Annotated in this window: 16 protein-coding genes; 11 read left to right on the top strand and 5 right to left on the bottom strand. The window is 69.3% G+C overall.

Going from position 1 to position 14,316, the window contains the following annotated elements; genetic code table 11:
* Nucleotides 1-51 precede the first annotated feature (51 nt).
* Together E0H50_RS01335 and E0H50_RS01330 are read right to left on the bottom strand one after the other, a co-directional pair.
* The gene (locus E0H50_RS01335) at nt 52-297 is read right to left on the bottom strand and encodes a type B 50S ribosomal protein L31 (RefSeq protein WP_131283877.1); all 246 of its coding nucleotides are present in this window, start codon (nt 295-297) and stop codon (nt 52-54) included.
* On the bottom strand, nt 294-1,367 hold the full coding sequence (locus E0H50_RS01330) for a GTP-binding protein (protein WP_131283875.1): 1,074 nt from the start codon (nt 1,365-1,367) through the stop codon (nt 294-296). Before E0H50_RS01330 ends, E0H50_RS01335 begins: the two co-directional genes overlap by 4 nt.
* 53 nt (nt 1,368-1,420) lie before the next feature.
* On the opposite strand from E0H50_RS01330, the gene rpmG reads away from it, so the two are divergent.
* Both rpmG and rpsN read left to right on the top strand, forming a co-directional pair.
* Nucleotides 1,421-1,588 carry a 50S ribosomal protein L33 gene (gene rpmG / locus E0H50_RS01325; protein ID WP_131283873.1) on the top strand — a complete coding sequence of 56 codons (168 nt, stop codon included), beginning with the start codon at nt 1,421-1,423 and terminating at the stop codon, nt 1,586-1,588.
* Nucleotides 1,588-1,893 (top strand): 30S ribosomal protein S14, encoded by a 306-nt coding sequence (rpsN, locus tag E0H50_RS01320; protein ID WP_131283871.1) that lies wholly within the window; start codon nt 1,588-1,590, stop codon nt 1,891-1,893. Before rpmG ends, rpsN begins: the two co-directional genes overlap by 1 nt.
* Nucleotides 1,894-1,905: 12 nt before the next feature.
* Here the strand turns inward: rpsN and E0H50_RS01315 are convergent, their stop codons facing one another.
* The 3 genes from E0H50_RS01315 to E0H50_RS01305 all read right to left on the bottom strand — a co-directional run bounded on the left by E0H50_RS01315 (nt 1,906) and on the right by E0H50_RS01305 (nt 3,816).
* Nucleotides 1,906-2,664: an IclR family transcriptional regulator gene (locus E0H50_RS01315; protein WP_131283869.1), complete on the bottom strand. Its 759-nt coding sequence runs from the start codon at nt 2,662-2,664 to the stop codon at nt 1,906-1,908.
* A 79-nt stretch (nt 2,665-2,743) separates the two neighbouring features.
* Nucleotides 2,744-2,929, bottom strand: a complete 186-nt coding sequence (locus tag E0H50_RS01310) for a hypothetical protein (RefSeq protein ID WP_131283867.1) — start codon at nt 2,927-2,929, stop codon at nt 2,744-2,746.
* Nucleotides 2,926-3,816 (bottom strand): GNAT family N-acetyltransferase, encoded by an 891-nt coding sequence (locus tag E0H50_RS01305; RefSeq protein ID WP_238150701.1) that lies wholly within the window; start codon nt 3,814-3,816, stop codon nt 2,926-2,928. The genes E0H50_RS01310 and E0H50_RS01305 overlap by 4 nt, the downstream gene beginning before the upstream one ends.
* Nucleotides 3,817-3,923: 107 nt before the next feature.
* On the opposite strand from E0H50_RS01305, the gene hutH reads away from it, so the two are divergent.
* The 9 genes from hutH to hutI all read left to right on the top strand — a co-directional run bounded on the left by hutH (nt 3,924) and on the right by hutI (nt 14,271).
* A complete protein-coding gene (gene hutH, locus E0H50_RS01300) occupies nt 3,924-5,477 on the top strand; it encodes a histidine ammonia-lyase (protein ID WP_238150700.1) in 1,554 nt (517 codons plus the stop codon).
* A 16-nt stretch (nt 5,478-5,493) separates the two neighbouring features.
* The gene (gene hutU / locus E0H50_RS01295) at nt 5,494-7,149 is read left to right on the top strand and encodes a urocanate hydratase (RefSeq protein WP_131283865.1); all 1,656 of its coding nucleotides are present in this window, start codon (nt 5,494-5,496) and stop codon (nt 7,147-7,149) included.
* Nucleotides 7,150-7,287: 138 nt separating this feature from the next.
* Nucleotides 7,288-8,286 (top strand): ABC transporter ATP-binding protein, encoded by a 999-nt coding sequence (locus E0H50_RS01290; protein WP_131283863.1) that lies wholly within the window; start codon nt 7,288-7,290, stop codon nt 8,284-8,286.
* On the top strand, nt 8,283-8,939 hold the full coding sequence (locus E0H50_RS01285; RefSeq protein WP_131283861.1) for an ABC transporter permease: 657 nt from the start codon (nt 8,283-8,285) through the stop codon (nt 8,937-8,939). The genes E0H50_RS01290 and E0H50_RS01285 overlap by 4 nt, the downstream gene beginning before the upstream one ends.
* A 1-nt stretch (nt 8,940) precedes the next feature.
* Nucleotides 8,941-9,591: an ABC transporter permease gene (locus tag E0H50_RS01280; RefSeq protein ID WP_131283859.1), complete on the top strand. Its 651-nt coding sequence runs from the start codon at nt 8,941-8,943 to the stop codon at nt 9,589-9,591.
* A gap of 79 nt (nt 9,592-9,670) precedes the next feature.
* Nucleotides 9,671-10,594: an ABC transporter substrate-binding protein gene (locus E0H50_RS01275; protein ID WP_131283857.1), complete on the top strand. Its 924-nt coding sequence runs from the start codon at nt 9,671-9,673 to the stop codon at nt 10,592-10,594.
* A gap of 7 nt (nt 10,595-10,601) precedes the next feature.
* Nucleotides 10,602-11,789, top strand: coding sequence for an allantoate amidohydrolase (locus tag E0H50_RS01270; protein WP_165546968.1), 1,188 nt, complete (start codon nt 10,602-10,604; stop codon nt 11,787-11,789).
* Nucleotides 11,786-13,111 (top strand): formimidoylglutamate deiminase, encoded by a 1,326-nt coding sequence (locus E0H50_RS01265; protein ID WP_131283855.1) that lies wholly within the window; start codon nt 11,786-11,788, stop codon nt 13,109-13,111. The genes E0H50_RS01270 and E0H50_RS01265 overlap by 4 nt, the downstream gene beginning before the upstream one ends.
* On the top strand, nt 13,108-14,271 hold the full coding sequence (gene hutI / locus E0H50_RS01260) for an imidazolonepropionase (RefSeq protein WP_131283853.1): 1,164 nt from the start codon (nt 13,108-13,110) through the stop codon (nt 14,269-14,271). Before E0H50_RS01265 ends, hutI begins: the two co-directional genes overlap by 4 nt.
* Nucleotides 14,272-14,316: the final 45 nt, after the last annotated feature.

Genomic DNA, 14,316 nt, shown 5'->3' with positions numbered 1-14,316 from the left:
TGCGAAACGGCCCGTCGCCTCGGGAGGCAACGGGCCGTTGAAGGCCAGTGGTTACTTCTGGCCGTAGCGCTTCTTGAACTTCTCCACGCGGCCCTGGGTGTCCATCACGCGCTGCTGGCCCGTGTAGAACGGGTGGCTCGCGGACGAGATCTCGACGTCGACGACCGGGTAGGTGTTCCCGTCGTGCCACTCGATGGTCTCGTTGCTCTCGCGGGTCGAACCGGTGAGGAAGCTGAAGTCGCCGGACTTGTCCCGGAAGACGACCCGGCGGTAGTCGGGGTGGATGTCCTTCTTCATGCTGCGGTACTTCCTTCCAAGTAGGGAGCGAACGGATCGGTCAGGGGGTGGACCGCTTCGTCCGCACGCAGGACACAACCGTCGAGGCGCTCCTGTAATTCCCGGGCGTCCAGGTCGACGCCTGTCAGCGAGAGGTACGACGCGCGATCGCCGTACTCGGGATGCCACTCAAGGGCCGACCGCGCCTGGTGCTGCTGCCCGACGGCTGCCCAGCGGTCTGCCGGGAGATCGGCCAGCCACGGGCCGAGGACGCCGATCGAGATGTTCGTGCCGAAGCTGTCCCAGCTGAGCCGGCTGCGGTGCTGGGTCGCGATCCAGAGCGTGCCGCGGCCGCGCGCCGTGCCGGCGACCAGGTCCTCGAGGGCGTCGTACAGCCGCTCCGGGTGGAACGGACGCGCTGCCTGCCAGACGAAGGTGCGCTCTGACGGTGCGGCGATCGAGCCGTTTTCGACGGTGGGAACGTTCAGGCGGAGGCCGAGCAGGCCGGCCGGTGTGGTCCTGATCAGGAGTTGCGGGTTGATCGCTTGGAGCAGCCCGCGGACGGTGTCGTCGTCGCGGCTCAGGACGGCGGCGTTGGCGGACTCGAGTTGCCGTACGACGACCTCGGCGATCGCGCGACCATCCTCGGCCGCGGTCGGGATGCCGCGCTCCCGGATCAGGTCTTCGCCGGTCAGGTCGGCGGTCGCGGTCGCCGTGTCGACGGTGGTGATGGCCGCGTCGACGGTCAGGTCGGTGTCGTGATCGATCTCGGCCGCGATCGCGTGCGTGTCGCCGGCGGTGGGGACGTTCACGATCGCGACGTCGTACTGCTCGACGGCGGCGATGCTCGCCAGGAGCTGGACGAGCGAGCCGCGCATCGCGCAGGAGACACACGGGTGGTCCATCGTGATCACCTCGCGGTCGATCACGCCGGCGGCGGTGCGCGCGACCCGGACCACGGAGCCGGTGCTCAGGGCGCTCACGTCGTACTCCACCAGGACGCCCCGCGGGCCGGCGGCGGCCAGCAGATTCCCCGCGACGGCGCCGCGGAACCCGTCGTCGAGACCCGTCAGCAAGGTCACCGGCAGCATCTGCTCTCCCGTCTTATTGAAAACGATAACCAATACAAAGTACACTGGGCGGCATGGCCAAGCGCAACGACCTCCGCCCCATCGTCAAACTCCGCAGTACCGCAGGCACCGGCTTCACCTATGTAACGCGCAAGAACCGCCGGAACAATCCCGACCGCCTGGTGATCCGCAAGTACGACCCCAAGCTCCGCGCTCACGTCGACTTCCGCGAAGAGCGGTAATGGCCACCACGGCGAAGATCGCCCGCAACAACCACCGCCGCCGAACCGCCACCAAGTACGCCGACCGCCGCGCCACCCTGAAGGCGACCATCGCCAACCCGGCAACGTCCCCCGAGGACCGCGCCGAGGCCCAACTAAGCCTCCAAAAGCTCCCACGCGACGCCAGCCCCACCCGAATCCGCAACCGAGACACCGTCGACGGCCGCCCCCGCGGCTACATCGGCAAAGCAGGCCTCTCCCGAATCAACTTCCGCCAACTAGCCCACCGAGGCGAACTCCCCGGCATCACCAAATCCTCCTGGTAGCCGACGCCGGCTCTAGCCGTGCAGTCGGCGGGTTAGGGCTTTGGCGGCCTGGCGGATTTTGTGCGCCAGGTGGGGGCGGTCGGTGGTGGGGACTGCGTCGGTGCGGAAGGTGACGCTGATGGCGGCTACCGGGTGGCCGGCGTGGTCTACAGCGGCGCTGGCTACCGAGGCAACGCCGGGGGTGATGAAGGAGTCCTCTACGGCGAAGCCCTGGCGTTTCTCGTCGGCGAGGATGCGGCGGAGTTGGGTGAGCGTCTGAGGTCCCAGGTCGGTACGCCGGACGAAGGACTCCGGCGCCGGGAACAACGCTCGTACCTGGGCAGGCGGGAGTTCGGCGAGCAACGCGCGACCGGAGGCGGTCAGGGTGGCAGGCAGCCGTACGCCGACGTCGGTCACCAATGTGACCGGGCGCGGCGGCTGCTCCTTCAGGAGATACACCAGCTCCCGACCGTGCAGTACGCCGAGATGCGCGGTCTGCCCCACCTCGTGCACCAGCTGTACGAGCAGCGGCCGCGCCAGCCGCTCGAGTGGATCGTGCCGCAGGTACGCGGACCCGATCTCGAACGCGGCCACCCCCAGCCCGTACCGCTTCTCCTCGGGCAGATGCACGACGAACCCCTCGTCGATCATTGCCCGCAGCAAGTGGTACGTCGACGAGCGCGGCAACCCGACCGCGGAGGCGATGCGCTCCATCGGTACGGGACCAGGCTGCGTGGCCAGAAACGTCAGGACCCGCAGGGTCCGGGTCGAGGCGGGAACGTTGCCGCTCACAACGGCACCCTAACCCCGCGACCTCTTACGTCCGAAGAACTGGCGAGACGCCTCGCCACTTCTTCGGACGTAGTGGGTCTCAGACGTTGGAGCGTTTCTTCGCGCGGGTTCGCTGGAGCCAGAAGCGGAAGCCCTCGCCCGCGATCGCGACCGCGAACAGCCCGCCGGCCACGCTCCAGTCCATGAAGGACGGGCCCGACACCATGTACCCGATGACGAGCGCGAGCACCAGGAAGAAGGTCAGTGACATCGCGAGGCGCTTCACAGTGCCCTCTCCGCGGTCCAGGCGCCGCCGGTCTCGCGGTAGCCGAGCCACCGGTTGACCGCGAGCATCGGTTCGTTCGCCGCGTCGTTCCCGGTCGACGCGACCGTGAACCCGGCATCCCGTGAGCGGGCGAGCGCCACGGACTTCACCACCTTCGCCAGCCCGCGGCCACGCGCCGAGGGGATCGTCCCGGTCAGATTCGACCAGATCAGCTTGCGGTCCGGATCCGCGGTCGTGGTCACGAACGACAGCACCCGGTCCCCGTCCAGTACGGCGACGCTCAGGTCGTACCGGTTGTCCGGGTTCGACCACGACGTACGGACCCATTCCTCGTACGCCGGTCCGCCTGACAGCCCGCTCGGGTCGTCGTCGCGCACCTGGACCTCGGCGTCGTACACCTGCCGCGGGTCCAGTTCGTCGTACGTCGCCACGCGCAAACCCTCCGGTGGCGCGACCGGCTCGCGCGCCGCGGTCAGGTCGGCGGCGGAGTGCGACATCCGCCGGCCGATCGTGAACCCGCGCTTGGTCGCGAAGTCCCGAGAGTCGTCACTCACGACTACCAGCAGCCGTCCGGCGCCGAACCCCGTGCACCGATCTGTGACCGTGGTCGTCAATGCACTCCCGATCCCGCGCCTCCGGTACTCCGGCGGCACCTGGATCGTGACCCGCACCCGGGGCGCCTCGGCGTCCGCCGGCGGCAGGTAGATGTTCGCGTACCCGACGACCTCCGCGCCGTCGACGGCGATCAGCACTTCCTGGCTCTTGGCGTGCTTGAGTTGCAGCTCGATGGCCCCCGCGGTCTTCACCAGGTGTGGCACCGCCGCAGCCCAGACCCGGGCGATCCCCACCGCATCCTCCGGCCGCGCCGTCCGGATCTCGAACACCATGGCAGGACTCTACGGCTACCGAGGGTCGCGAAGGCTGTCTCAGATCCGAGACGAATTGTGGTACGGCGCTGCTGTCCAGGAGGGACCGGGCGCGGTCCAATGATCGGGTGGAACACACAGTGAACGGCACGGTGAATGTCGGCACCGGACCGCTGGCCCCGGCCGAAGTGGTCGCGGTCGCACGGTACGGCGCGCAGGTACGGATCGACGACCAGGCCCTCGAGGAGATCGCGAAGTCGCGCGCCGCGATCGAGGCGCTGGCCCACGCGGACACCCCGCACTACGGCGTCTCGACCGGGTTCGGTGCGCTCGCCACGCGGCACATCGCGCCGGAGCTCCGGGCCCAGCTGCAGCGCAGCCTGATCCGCTCGCACGCGGCCGGCTCCGGTCCCGAGGTCGAGACCGAGGTCGTCCGGGCGCTGGCCCTGCTCCGGCTGTCGACCCTCGCCACGGGCCGCACCGGTGTGAAGGTCGAGACGGCCCAGGCGTACGCCGGTCTGCTGAACGCGCACCTGACGCCGGTGGTCCACGAGTACGGCAGCCTCGGATGCTCGGGCGACCTCGCCCCGCTGTCCCACGTCGCCCTCGCGATCCTGGGTGAGGGCAAGGTCCGCGATGCCGACGGCAACCTTCGCGACGCGGGCGAGGCCCTCGAAGCTCATGGTCTGCAGCCGGTCGTCCTGGCCGAGAAGGAAGGCCTCGCGCTGATCAACGGGACCGACGGCATGCTCGGCATGCTGCTCCTGGCGCTCGCCGATCTCGACCGGCTGTTCAAGTCCGCCGACCTGGCCGCCGCGATGAGCGTCGAGGCTCAGCTCGGCACCGACCGGGTGTTCGCCGAGGACCTGCAGGCGCTGCGCCCGCACCCCGGCCAGGCCGCCTCCGCCGCCAATCTGCGCGCGATCCTCAAGAACAGCGCCATCGTCGCCAGCCACCGCGGTCCGGACTGCAACCGGGTGCAGGATGCCTATTCCCTCAGGTGCTCACCTCAGGTCCACGGTGCCGCCCGCGACACCGCCGCGCACGCCGCGAGCGTCGCCGGCCGTGAGCTCGCCGCCGCGATCGACAACCCGGTCGTGCTCCCGGACGGCCGGGTCGAGTCCAACGGCAACTTCCACGGCGCTCCGGTCGGGTACGTGCTCGATTTCCTCGCGATCGCTGTCGCGGACCTCGCGAGTATCAGCGAACGGCGTACCGACCGTTTCCTCGACATCGCGCGCAACCACGGCCTGAACGCGTTCCTGGCCGACGACCCGGGCGTGGACAGCGGCCACATGATCGCGCAGTACACCCAGGCCGCGATCGTCTCCGAGCTGAAGCGCCTCGCCGTACCCGCGAGCGTCGACTCGATCCCGAGCAGCGCGATGCAGGAGGACCACGTCTCGATGGGCTGGTCGGCCGCGCGCAAGCTGCGCAAGGCGGTCGACGGTCTGCAGCGGGTGCTGGCGATCGAGATCCTCACGGCCGCGCGGGCGCTCGACCTGCGCGCGCCGCTGGACCCGGCCCCGGCCACCGCCGCCGTCCGGACCGCACTCCGGGAGTACGTCGAAGGTCCGGGCACCGACCGGCATCTCGCGCCCGAACTCGAGCACTCCGTCCGGCTTGTTGCCGACGGCACCTATGTCACCGCCGCCGAGGCCGTCACCGGCCCGCTCCTCTAGAAAGGCTGGATCACCCATGTCCGGACCCCGTCCCGTACGCGCGCCCCGCGGAACCACCCGCACCGCCCGTGGCTGGCAGCAGGAGGCCGCGCTGCGGATGCTGCAGAACAACCTCGACCCCGAGGTCGCCGAGCACCCTGACGAACTCGTCGTGTACGGCGGTTCCGGCAAGGCCGCCCGCGACTGGAACTCGTTCGACGCGATGGTGCGCACGCTGACCACGCTGAAGGACGACGAGACGATGCTCGTGCAGTCCGGGCGCCCGGTCGGCGTCATGCAGACGCACGAGTGGGCGCCGCGGGTGCTGATCGCGAACTCGAACCTGGTCGGCGACTGGGCCACCTGGGAGGAGTTCCGCAAGCTCGAGGCGATGGGGCTCACGATGTACGGCCAGATGACGGCCGGGTCGTGGATCTACATCGGCACGCAGGGCATCCTGCAGGGCACCTACGAAACGTTCGGCGCGGTCGCGGAGAAGAAGTTCGGAGGCACGCTGGCCGGTACCGTCACGCTGACCGCCGGCCTCGGCGGTATGGGTGGCGCGCAGCCGCTGGCGGTCACGATGAACGACGGCGTCGCGATCTGTGTCGACGTCGACTCCTCACGGATCGACCGGCGCATCGAGCACCGCTACCTCGACGTACGGGCGTCGTCCGTGGACGAGGCGCTGCGGCTCGCGGAAGAGGCGAAGGCGGCGCGGCGGCCGTTGTCGATCGGTGTGCTCGGCAACGCGGCGACGATCGTGCCCGATCTGCTGCGTCGGGGCGCTCCCATCGATGTGGTGACGGACCAGACGTCGGCGCACGATCCGTTGATGTACCTGCCGGTCGGCGTCGAGTTCGAGGACTGGGTGACGGCGCGCGAGAAGGACCCCGCCGGGTTCACCCAGCGCGCGCAGGAGTCGATGGCCCGGCACGTCGAGGCGATGGTCGGGTTCCAGGACGCGGGCGCCGAGGTGTTCGACTACGGCAACTCGATCCGGGACGAGGCGCGGAAAGCGGGTTACGGCCGCGCGTTCGATTTCCCCGGCTTCGTTCCGGCGTACATCCGGCCGTTGTTCTGTGAAGGAAAGGGCCCGTTCCGGTGGGCCGCGCTGTCCGGCAACCCGGCGGACATCGCGAAGACGGACCAGGCCATCCTGGACCTGTTCCCGGACAACGAGCACCTGTCGCGGTGGATCAAGATGGCCGGCGAGCGGGTCGCGTTCCAGGGGCTGCCGGCCCGGATCTGCTGGCTCGGTCAGGGCGAACGCGACAAGGCCGGGCTGCGGTTCAACGAGATGGTGGCCTCCGGTGAACTCGAGGCGCCGATCGTGATCGGTCGCGACCACCTCGACACCGGCAGCGTCGCGTCGCCGTACCGGGAGACCGAAGGCATGCTGGACGGCTCGGACGCGATCGCGGACTGGCCGTTGCTGAACGCGATGGTGAACGTGGCCAGCGGCGCGTCCTGGGTGTCGATCCACCACGGCGGCGGCGTCGGCATCGGCCGGTCCATCCACGCCGGCCAGGTGTCGGTTGCCGATGGCACCGATCTGGCCCGGCAGAAGCTCGAGCGGGTACTCACCAACGACCCGGCGATGGGGGTCATCCGGCACGTCGACGCCGGCTACGACAAGGCTGTCGAGGTCGCCGACGACAAGGGTGTCAGGGTTCCGATGCGGGAGAGCTGACCACCCTCGGTATCTCTATGTATCTCTATCGTTACAGTGCACTTTCCCACGAACCGAGAAACCGTCCGATCGCGTGGCTTCAGTCTCGCGGTCCGCTAGGGTCTTTCGGGCGACCGACGACAAGCGCGAAGGGGCGCCATGATCGAGTTCGAGGACGTCACCAAGCGGTATCCGGACGGCACCGTCGCCGTCGACAAGCTGTCCCTGCGGATCCCGAGCAACCAGATCACCGTGTTCGTCGGCCCGTCCGGCTGCGGTAAGACCACGTCGCTGCGGATGATCAACCGCACGATCGAGCGGACCAGCGGGACCATCTCGATCGACGGCGACGACATCAACGGCAGAGATGCCGTGACATTGCGCCGCGGGATCGGGTACGTGATCCAGAACGCCGGCCTGTTCCCGCACAAGACGGTCGTGGACAACGTCGCCACCGTGCCGAAGCTGATCGGCTGGGACAAGCGCAAGGCGCACGATACGGCGATGGAGCTGCTCGAACGCGTCGGCCTCGACGTCAAGCTGGCCGAGCGGTATCCGGCCCAGCTGTCCGGGGGCCAGCAGCAACGAGTCGGCGTCGCCCGTGCGCTGGCGGCCGATCCCGCGATCATGCTGATGGACGAGCCGTTCAGCGCGGTCGATCCGATCGTCCGCCACCAGTTGCAGGAGGAGCTGCTCCGGCTGCAGCGCGACATCGGCAAGACGATCGTGTTCGTCACGCACGACATCGACGAGGCGATCAAGCTCGGGGACAACGTCGCCGTACTGCGGGTCGGTGGCAAGCTCGCCCAGTTCGCACCGCCGGCCGAGCTGCTCGCCAACCCGGCCGACGAGTTCGTCCGCGGGTTCGTGGGGCAGGACCGGGGTTACCGGGCGCTGACATTCGTGCACCCGGAAGAGCTGCCGGTGAAGCCGTTGCCGGACGAGTTGGCGTTGCAGGACGGCGTACCGCTCGGGTGGCGGAACGGGTCCGAGGAGCTGCTGCCGGTCGGCGCCGTCTTCAAGCGCGGCGATTCGCTGCGCGCGGCGTTGGACGCCGTACTCACCTCGCCGACCGGCTGCGGAGTCTGCGTGGACGACGACGGCAAGGCCGTCGGCGTCATCGACCAAGCGACGGTCGCGGAAGCTTTGCGCTCATGACCTGGATCGGCGACAACCTGGGACTGATCTGGGAACAGTTGCGCGAGCACCTCTACCTGGCGATCGTTCCGGTCATCCTCGGGCTGATCATCTCGGTGCCGTTGGGGTACGTCGCGACGCGCTACTCCTGGCTGGCGAACCCGCTGATCGCGTTCGGCGGTGTGCTGTACTCGCTGCCGTCGATCGCGTTGTTCATCGTCATCCCCGCGGTCCTCGGCACCAAGGTGCTGTCCACGGTCAACATCATCGTGGCGCTGACCATCTATACCGTGTCGCTGCTGATCCGGAACGTGATCGACGGACTCCGCTCCGTACCGCCCGACGTCCGGCAGTCCGCGATCGCGGTCGGGTACGGCGCCTTGCACCGGGTGGTCGCGGTGGACCTGCCGATCGCCGTACCGGTCATCTTCACCGGTCTGCGCGTCGTCACCGTCGCGAACATCTCGATGGTGAGCGTCGGCGCGGTGATCGGGATCGGCGGACTGGGGGAGCTGTTCACGCTGGGCTTCCAGAAGGACTTCCTCACCCCGGTCGTGGTCGGCGTGGTGCTGTCGCTGGCGCTCGCGCTGGTCGCGGACCTGATCCTGGTCACACTGCAACGGATCCTGACGCCATGGGCGCGGGTCGCGACCCCGGTCGGAGAGGTGGCCTGACATGTGGGAATACCTGACCGACTCGTTCAACTGGTCCGGCAACGAGGGGATCTGGGCGCGGATCGTCGAGCACCTCTGGTACACGTTCGCCGCGCTCGGCCTGTCCGTCGTGATCGCGTTGCCGATCGGGCTGCGGATCGGGCACACGCGGCGCGGAGCGTTCCTGGCCATCAACCTGGGCAACGCCGCCCGCGCTCTGCCGAGCCTCGGCCTGCTGATGATCGCGGTGCTGCTGACCGATCAGATCGGCTTCCTGCCGGTGCTGATCGCACTCGTCGCGCTGGGCATCCCGCCGATCCTGGCCTCGACGTACGCCGGTCTGTCCGGGGTCGACGCGGCCACGATCGACGCCGCGCGGGGAATGGGCATGACCGGGCGCGAGATCCTCACCAAGGTGGAGATCCCGATCGGGCTGCCGCTGATCATCTCCGGCATCCGCAGCGCCACCCTGCAGATCGTGTCCACGGCGACGATCGCCGCACTGGTGTCGCTCGGCGGGCTCGGCCGCTACGTGGTCGACGGGCTCAAGCTCCGCGACTTCCCCCAGATGTTCACCGGCGCCCTGCTGGTGGCACTCCTCGCCATCGCCCTCGACGCGCTCTTCGCGCTGATCGGACGGATCGCCGTCTCGCCAGGACTGAAGATCAGCTGAACTGTCCGACGAACCTGATGAACTTGAGAGACATCCATCGGCACCGGTCGATGGCTGAACGAGAACACTGGAGGCTCTCGTGTTGAGATCCACGCTCATCCGTACTGCGATCGCCGGGGTGGCTGTACTCGGCCTGGCCGGTTGTGGGGGTGGGGGCGACCAGCTCGGCAGCGACAACGCGGGCTCCTCGCCCGCGCCCTCGAAGGTGACCAGCATCACCGTCGGGTCCGCCGACTTCTCCGAGAGCCAGCTGCTGGCGGAGATCTACGGCCAGGCGCTGGCCGCCAAGGGCATCGAGGTGAAGAAGAAGCCGAACATCGGCAACCGCGAGACCTACATGGCCGCCATCAAGGACGGGTCCGTCGACCTGGTCCCGGAGTACACCGGCGCCGCGCTGGCGTACTTCGACAAGAACTCCACCGAGACCGACCCCGACAAGGCGTACGAGGCGCTGAAGAAGGCGTTGACGCCCGGTCTCGAGGTGCTGGAGAAGTCGCCGGCCGCCGACGAGGACACGATCGTGGTCACCAAGGCGACCGCGGACAAGTACAGCCTGAAGTCGCTCGGCGATCTCAAGGGCAAGGACCTGGTCGCGGGCGGCAGCTCGGAGTTCAAGGTCCGGTCGGCGGGTCTGAAGGGCCTGAAGGAGAAGTACGGCGTCGAGTTCAAGGAGTACAAGACGCTGGACGCGGGCGGCCCGCTGAGCATCAAGGCGCTGACCGACAACCAGATCCAGGTGACGAACCTGTTCACCACCCAGGCGGTGATCAAGGACCAGGGCCTGGTGCAGCTCGACGACCCGGAGAACATCCTGCCGCCGAACAACATCGTTCCGCTGATCCGGACCGACCACAAGTCGGACGACATCGTGGCGACGCTGAACGCGGTCGACGCCAAGCTGACCACGGACGCCCTGACCGACCTGGTCAAGCGGATCGACGTCGGCAAGGAGAGCGCGGACGCGGTCGCGAAGGACTGGCTGTCGAAGAACCCCCTGTCTTGAGTCTGTCTTGAGCTTCGAAACCTTGTGGGCGGACGAGTCCGCCATCGGCCGTAGCCCCGACACCGGCGGCTACACCCGCGGCGGCTGGTCCCCCACCGAACGCGAGGCGACGCACTGGTTCCTGGACCAGTGCGCCGCCCGCGGGTTGTCGGTCGAGTCCGACGGCATCGGCAACCTCATCGCGTGGTGGGGCGCCTCCGACGGACCTGGCGTCGTCACGGGTAGCCATCTCGATTCCGTGATCGATGGTGGGGCGTTCGACGGTCCGCTCGGGGTGGTTTCTGCTTTGGCGGCTGTGGATCAATTGCGGGCGGAGGGGTTCGAGCCGGGGGTACCGATCGGGATCGGCGCCTTCGTGGAAGAAGAAGGGTCGCGCTTCGGGATGCCCTGTTTGGGGTCTCGGGTTGCCGCTGGGGTGTTATCCGCGGAGAAGGCTCTGCAGCTGACAGACCGGGGCGGAGTGCGGCTCAGCGAAGCGTTGGAAGGGGCTGGGATCGACCCGGCCGGAGTTGGTCCTTCTCCGTTGCTCAAGCGGATGGGGACGTTCGTCGAGCTGCACGTGGAGCAGGGGCGCGGGCTGACGGCGCCGGTGGGAGTGGCCAGCTCGATCTGGCCGCACGGGCGGTTCCGGTTCACGTTCGGTGGTGAGGCCAACCATGCCGGCACCACGCTGATGGAGGACCGGCACGACCCGATGCTCACGTACGCGATGACCGCCCTCGCCGCCAACAAGCAGGCCCGGCTCGCCGGTGCCCGCGCGACGTTCGGCCGGATCTCGGTGGAGCCCAACGGGACGAACGCCGTACCGTCCCAGGTCACCGCCTGGCTGGACGCCCGGGCCGCCGACACCGCCACCCTGGAATCGTTGCTCGCAGCAATCACCAAGCAGGCGACCGAACGCGCCGAGCGGGACGGTACGACGCTCGAGGTGACGCCCGAATCGGTCTCGCCGATCGTCGACTTCCCGGCCGGCATGCGAGACCGGTTGGTGAACGTGCTCGACGGCGCACCCGTGCTGCCGACCGGCGCGGGGCACGACGCGGGCGTGTTCTCGGACGCCGGGATCCCGACCGCGATGCTGTTCGTCCGCAACCCGACGGGCATCTCACATTCCCCGGCCGAGTACGCCGAGATGGACGACTGCCTGGCCGGCGTCGACGCACTGGCCGCCGTACTGAAGGATCTCGCACAGTGACATCTCGCGCGGGGACGTCGTACTGGTGCTCGGCTGCTCTGCTTCCCACTGGCCTCGCCTCGCGCGTCCTCGTGACCATCGCGGACGGCCGGTTCGCGACGGTGGAGGCGGGTGTGGACCCCGGCGACGCCGAGGTGCTGAACGGTCTCGTGGTGCCCGGGCTCGCGAACTGTCACAGCCACGCGTTCCACCGCGCGCTCCGCGGCCGCACGCAGACCGAACGCGGCACGTTCTGGACCTGGCGCGAGCAGATGTACGCCGTCGCCGCCGCGCTCACCCCTGACACGTACTACGAACTCGCGCGCGCGGTGTACGCCGAGATGCTGCTCGCCGGGATCACCGCGGTCGGGGAGTTCCACTACCTGCACCACGCACCCGGCGGCCGCCGGTACGACGACCCGAACGCCATGGGTACGGCGCTGATCGCCGCGGCTCGTGATGCCGGCCTCCGGATCGCGCTGCTCGACACCTGCTATGTCGCGGGCGGCATCGACCAGCCGCTCAACGAGGTCCAGCAACGCTTCAGCGACGGCGACGCGACGGCCTGGGCCTCCCGGGTTGCGCAGCTCGGCGGCGCGGACGACGTCGTGATCGGTGCGGCGGCGCATTCGGTCCGCGGCGTTCCGCAGGATCAGCTCGGTGCAGTCGCGTCGGCGTTCCCCGACGTACCGCTGCATATTCATCTCTCCGAACAGGTCGCCGAGAACGAAGCCTGCCTCGCGGCGTACGGCCGGACCCCGGCGCAGGTGCTCGACGAGGCCGGTTTCCTCTCCGGGCGGACGAGTGCGGTGCACGCGACGCATCTGACCTCGGTCGACATCGGGCTGCTCGGGAGTTCCGCGACGTACTCCTGCTTCTGCCCGACCACCGAGCGCGATCTCGCGGACGGGATCGGCCCGTCGGTGCAGCTGCGGGATGCGGGGTCGCCGCTGACGCTCGGCTCGGACAGTCATGCGGTGATCGATCTGTTCGAGGAGATGCGAGCCGTCGAGCTGGACGAGCGGCTGGCGTCGCAGGAACGCGGTCACTGGTCCGCGGCGGAACTCCTCAAGGCGGCAACGGTCGACGGCCACCGCTCGATCGGCTTCGAGGACGCGGGGGCGATCGAGGTGGGCGCCCGCGCGGACCTCGTCGCGGTCAGCCTCGACAGCGTTCGTACGGCGGGCACCGGCGGCACCGTGGAGACAGCGGTGTTCGCCGCGACGGCCGCCGACGTCACCGACGTGGTCGTCTCCGGCCGGCGAGTAGTTGCTGCGGGCAAGCATTCGACGCTCGACGTACCGTCCGCTCTGTCCACTTCGATCGCGGCGGTGACCTCGTGAGCTCCCTCCTGCTGACCGGCATCGGTTCGCTGGTGACCAACGATCCCGCCCACGGCGGGCTGCTCGGCGAACTCCACGACGCCGCCCTCGTCATCGACGGCAGTACCATCGGTTGGGCCGGCCAACGACGAGACGCGCCGGCGGCCGACAGTGCGCTCGACCTCGGCGGACGGGCGGTCATCCCGGGGTTCGTCGACTCGCACTCGCACCTGGTGTTCGCGGGCGACCGGGCCGAGGAGTTCGCGGCCCGCATGACCGGTACGCCGTACTCCGCCGGCGGCATCCGGACCACGGTGGCGGCGACCCGCGAGGCCACCGACGAGCAGCTCACCGCGAACGTGTCCCGCCTCGTCACCGAGATGCGCCGCCAGGGGACGACGACGGTCGAGATCAAGTCCGGGTACGGGCTGACGGTCGCGGACGAGGCGCGGGCGCTGCGGATCGCACGGCAGTTCACCGACGAGACGACGTACCTCGGCGCGCACGTCGTACCGGCCGACTACGCCGACGACCCGGCGGGCTACGTGGCGCTCGTGACCGGGCCGATGCTGGACGCGGCGGCCGGGCACTCGAAGTGGGTCGACGTGTTCGTCGAGCGCGGCGCGTTCGACGCGGACCAAGGCCGGGCGATCCTCCAGGCCGGGATCGCGCGCGGCCTCCAGGCCCGAGTGCACGCCAACCAGCTCGGCGAGGGTCCCGGCGTCCAGCTCGCCGCCGAGGTCGGCGCCGCCTCGGCCGATCACTGCACCTATCTCACCGATGCCGACGTCGACGCCCTCGCCTCGAGCGGAGTCGTCGCCGGGCTCCTGCCCGCGATCGAGTTCTCCACAAGGTCGCCGTACCCGAACGCCCGCCGCCTCCTGGACGCCGGCGTCACCGTAGCCCTCGCCACCGACTGCAACCCCGGCTCCGGCTACTCGTCCTCGATGCCCTTCTGCATCGCCCTCGCGGTCCGCGAAATGCACATGACCCCCGCCGAGGCCCTCTGGTCCGCCACCGCCGGCGGAGCCGCCTCCCTCCGCCGCCCCGACCTAGGCCACCTGACCCCCGGCACCCCAGCCAACCTGGCCGTCCTGGACGCCCCCACCTACCTACACCTCGCCTACCGCCCCGCCGTACCTCTGGTCACCCAGACGTTCATCGGCGGGCGACTGGTGTAGGCGGACCGCCACCACTCACCAACCTCCGGCCGCGTGGCCCCCGCA

It is taken from the genome of Kribbella sindirgiensis (genome assembly GCF_004331435.1).
Taxonomy (GTDB): Bacteria; Actinomycetota; Actinomycetes; order Propionibacteriales; family Kribbellaceae; genus Kribbella; species Kribbella sindirgiensis.
Note: the sequence above shows the minus strand (reverse complement) of the source record. Positions and strands in the feature narration are given on the sequence as shown.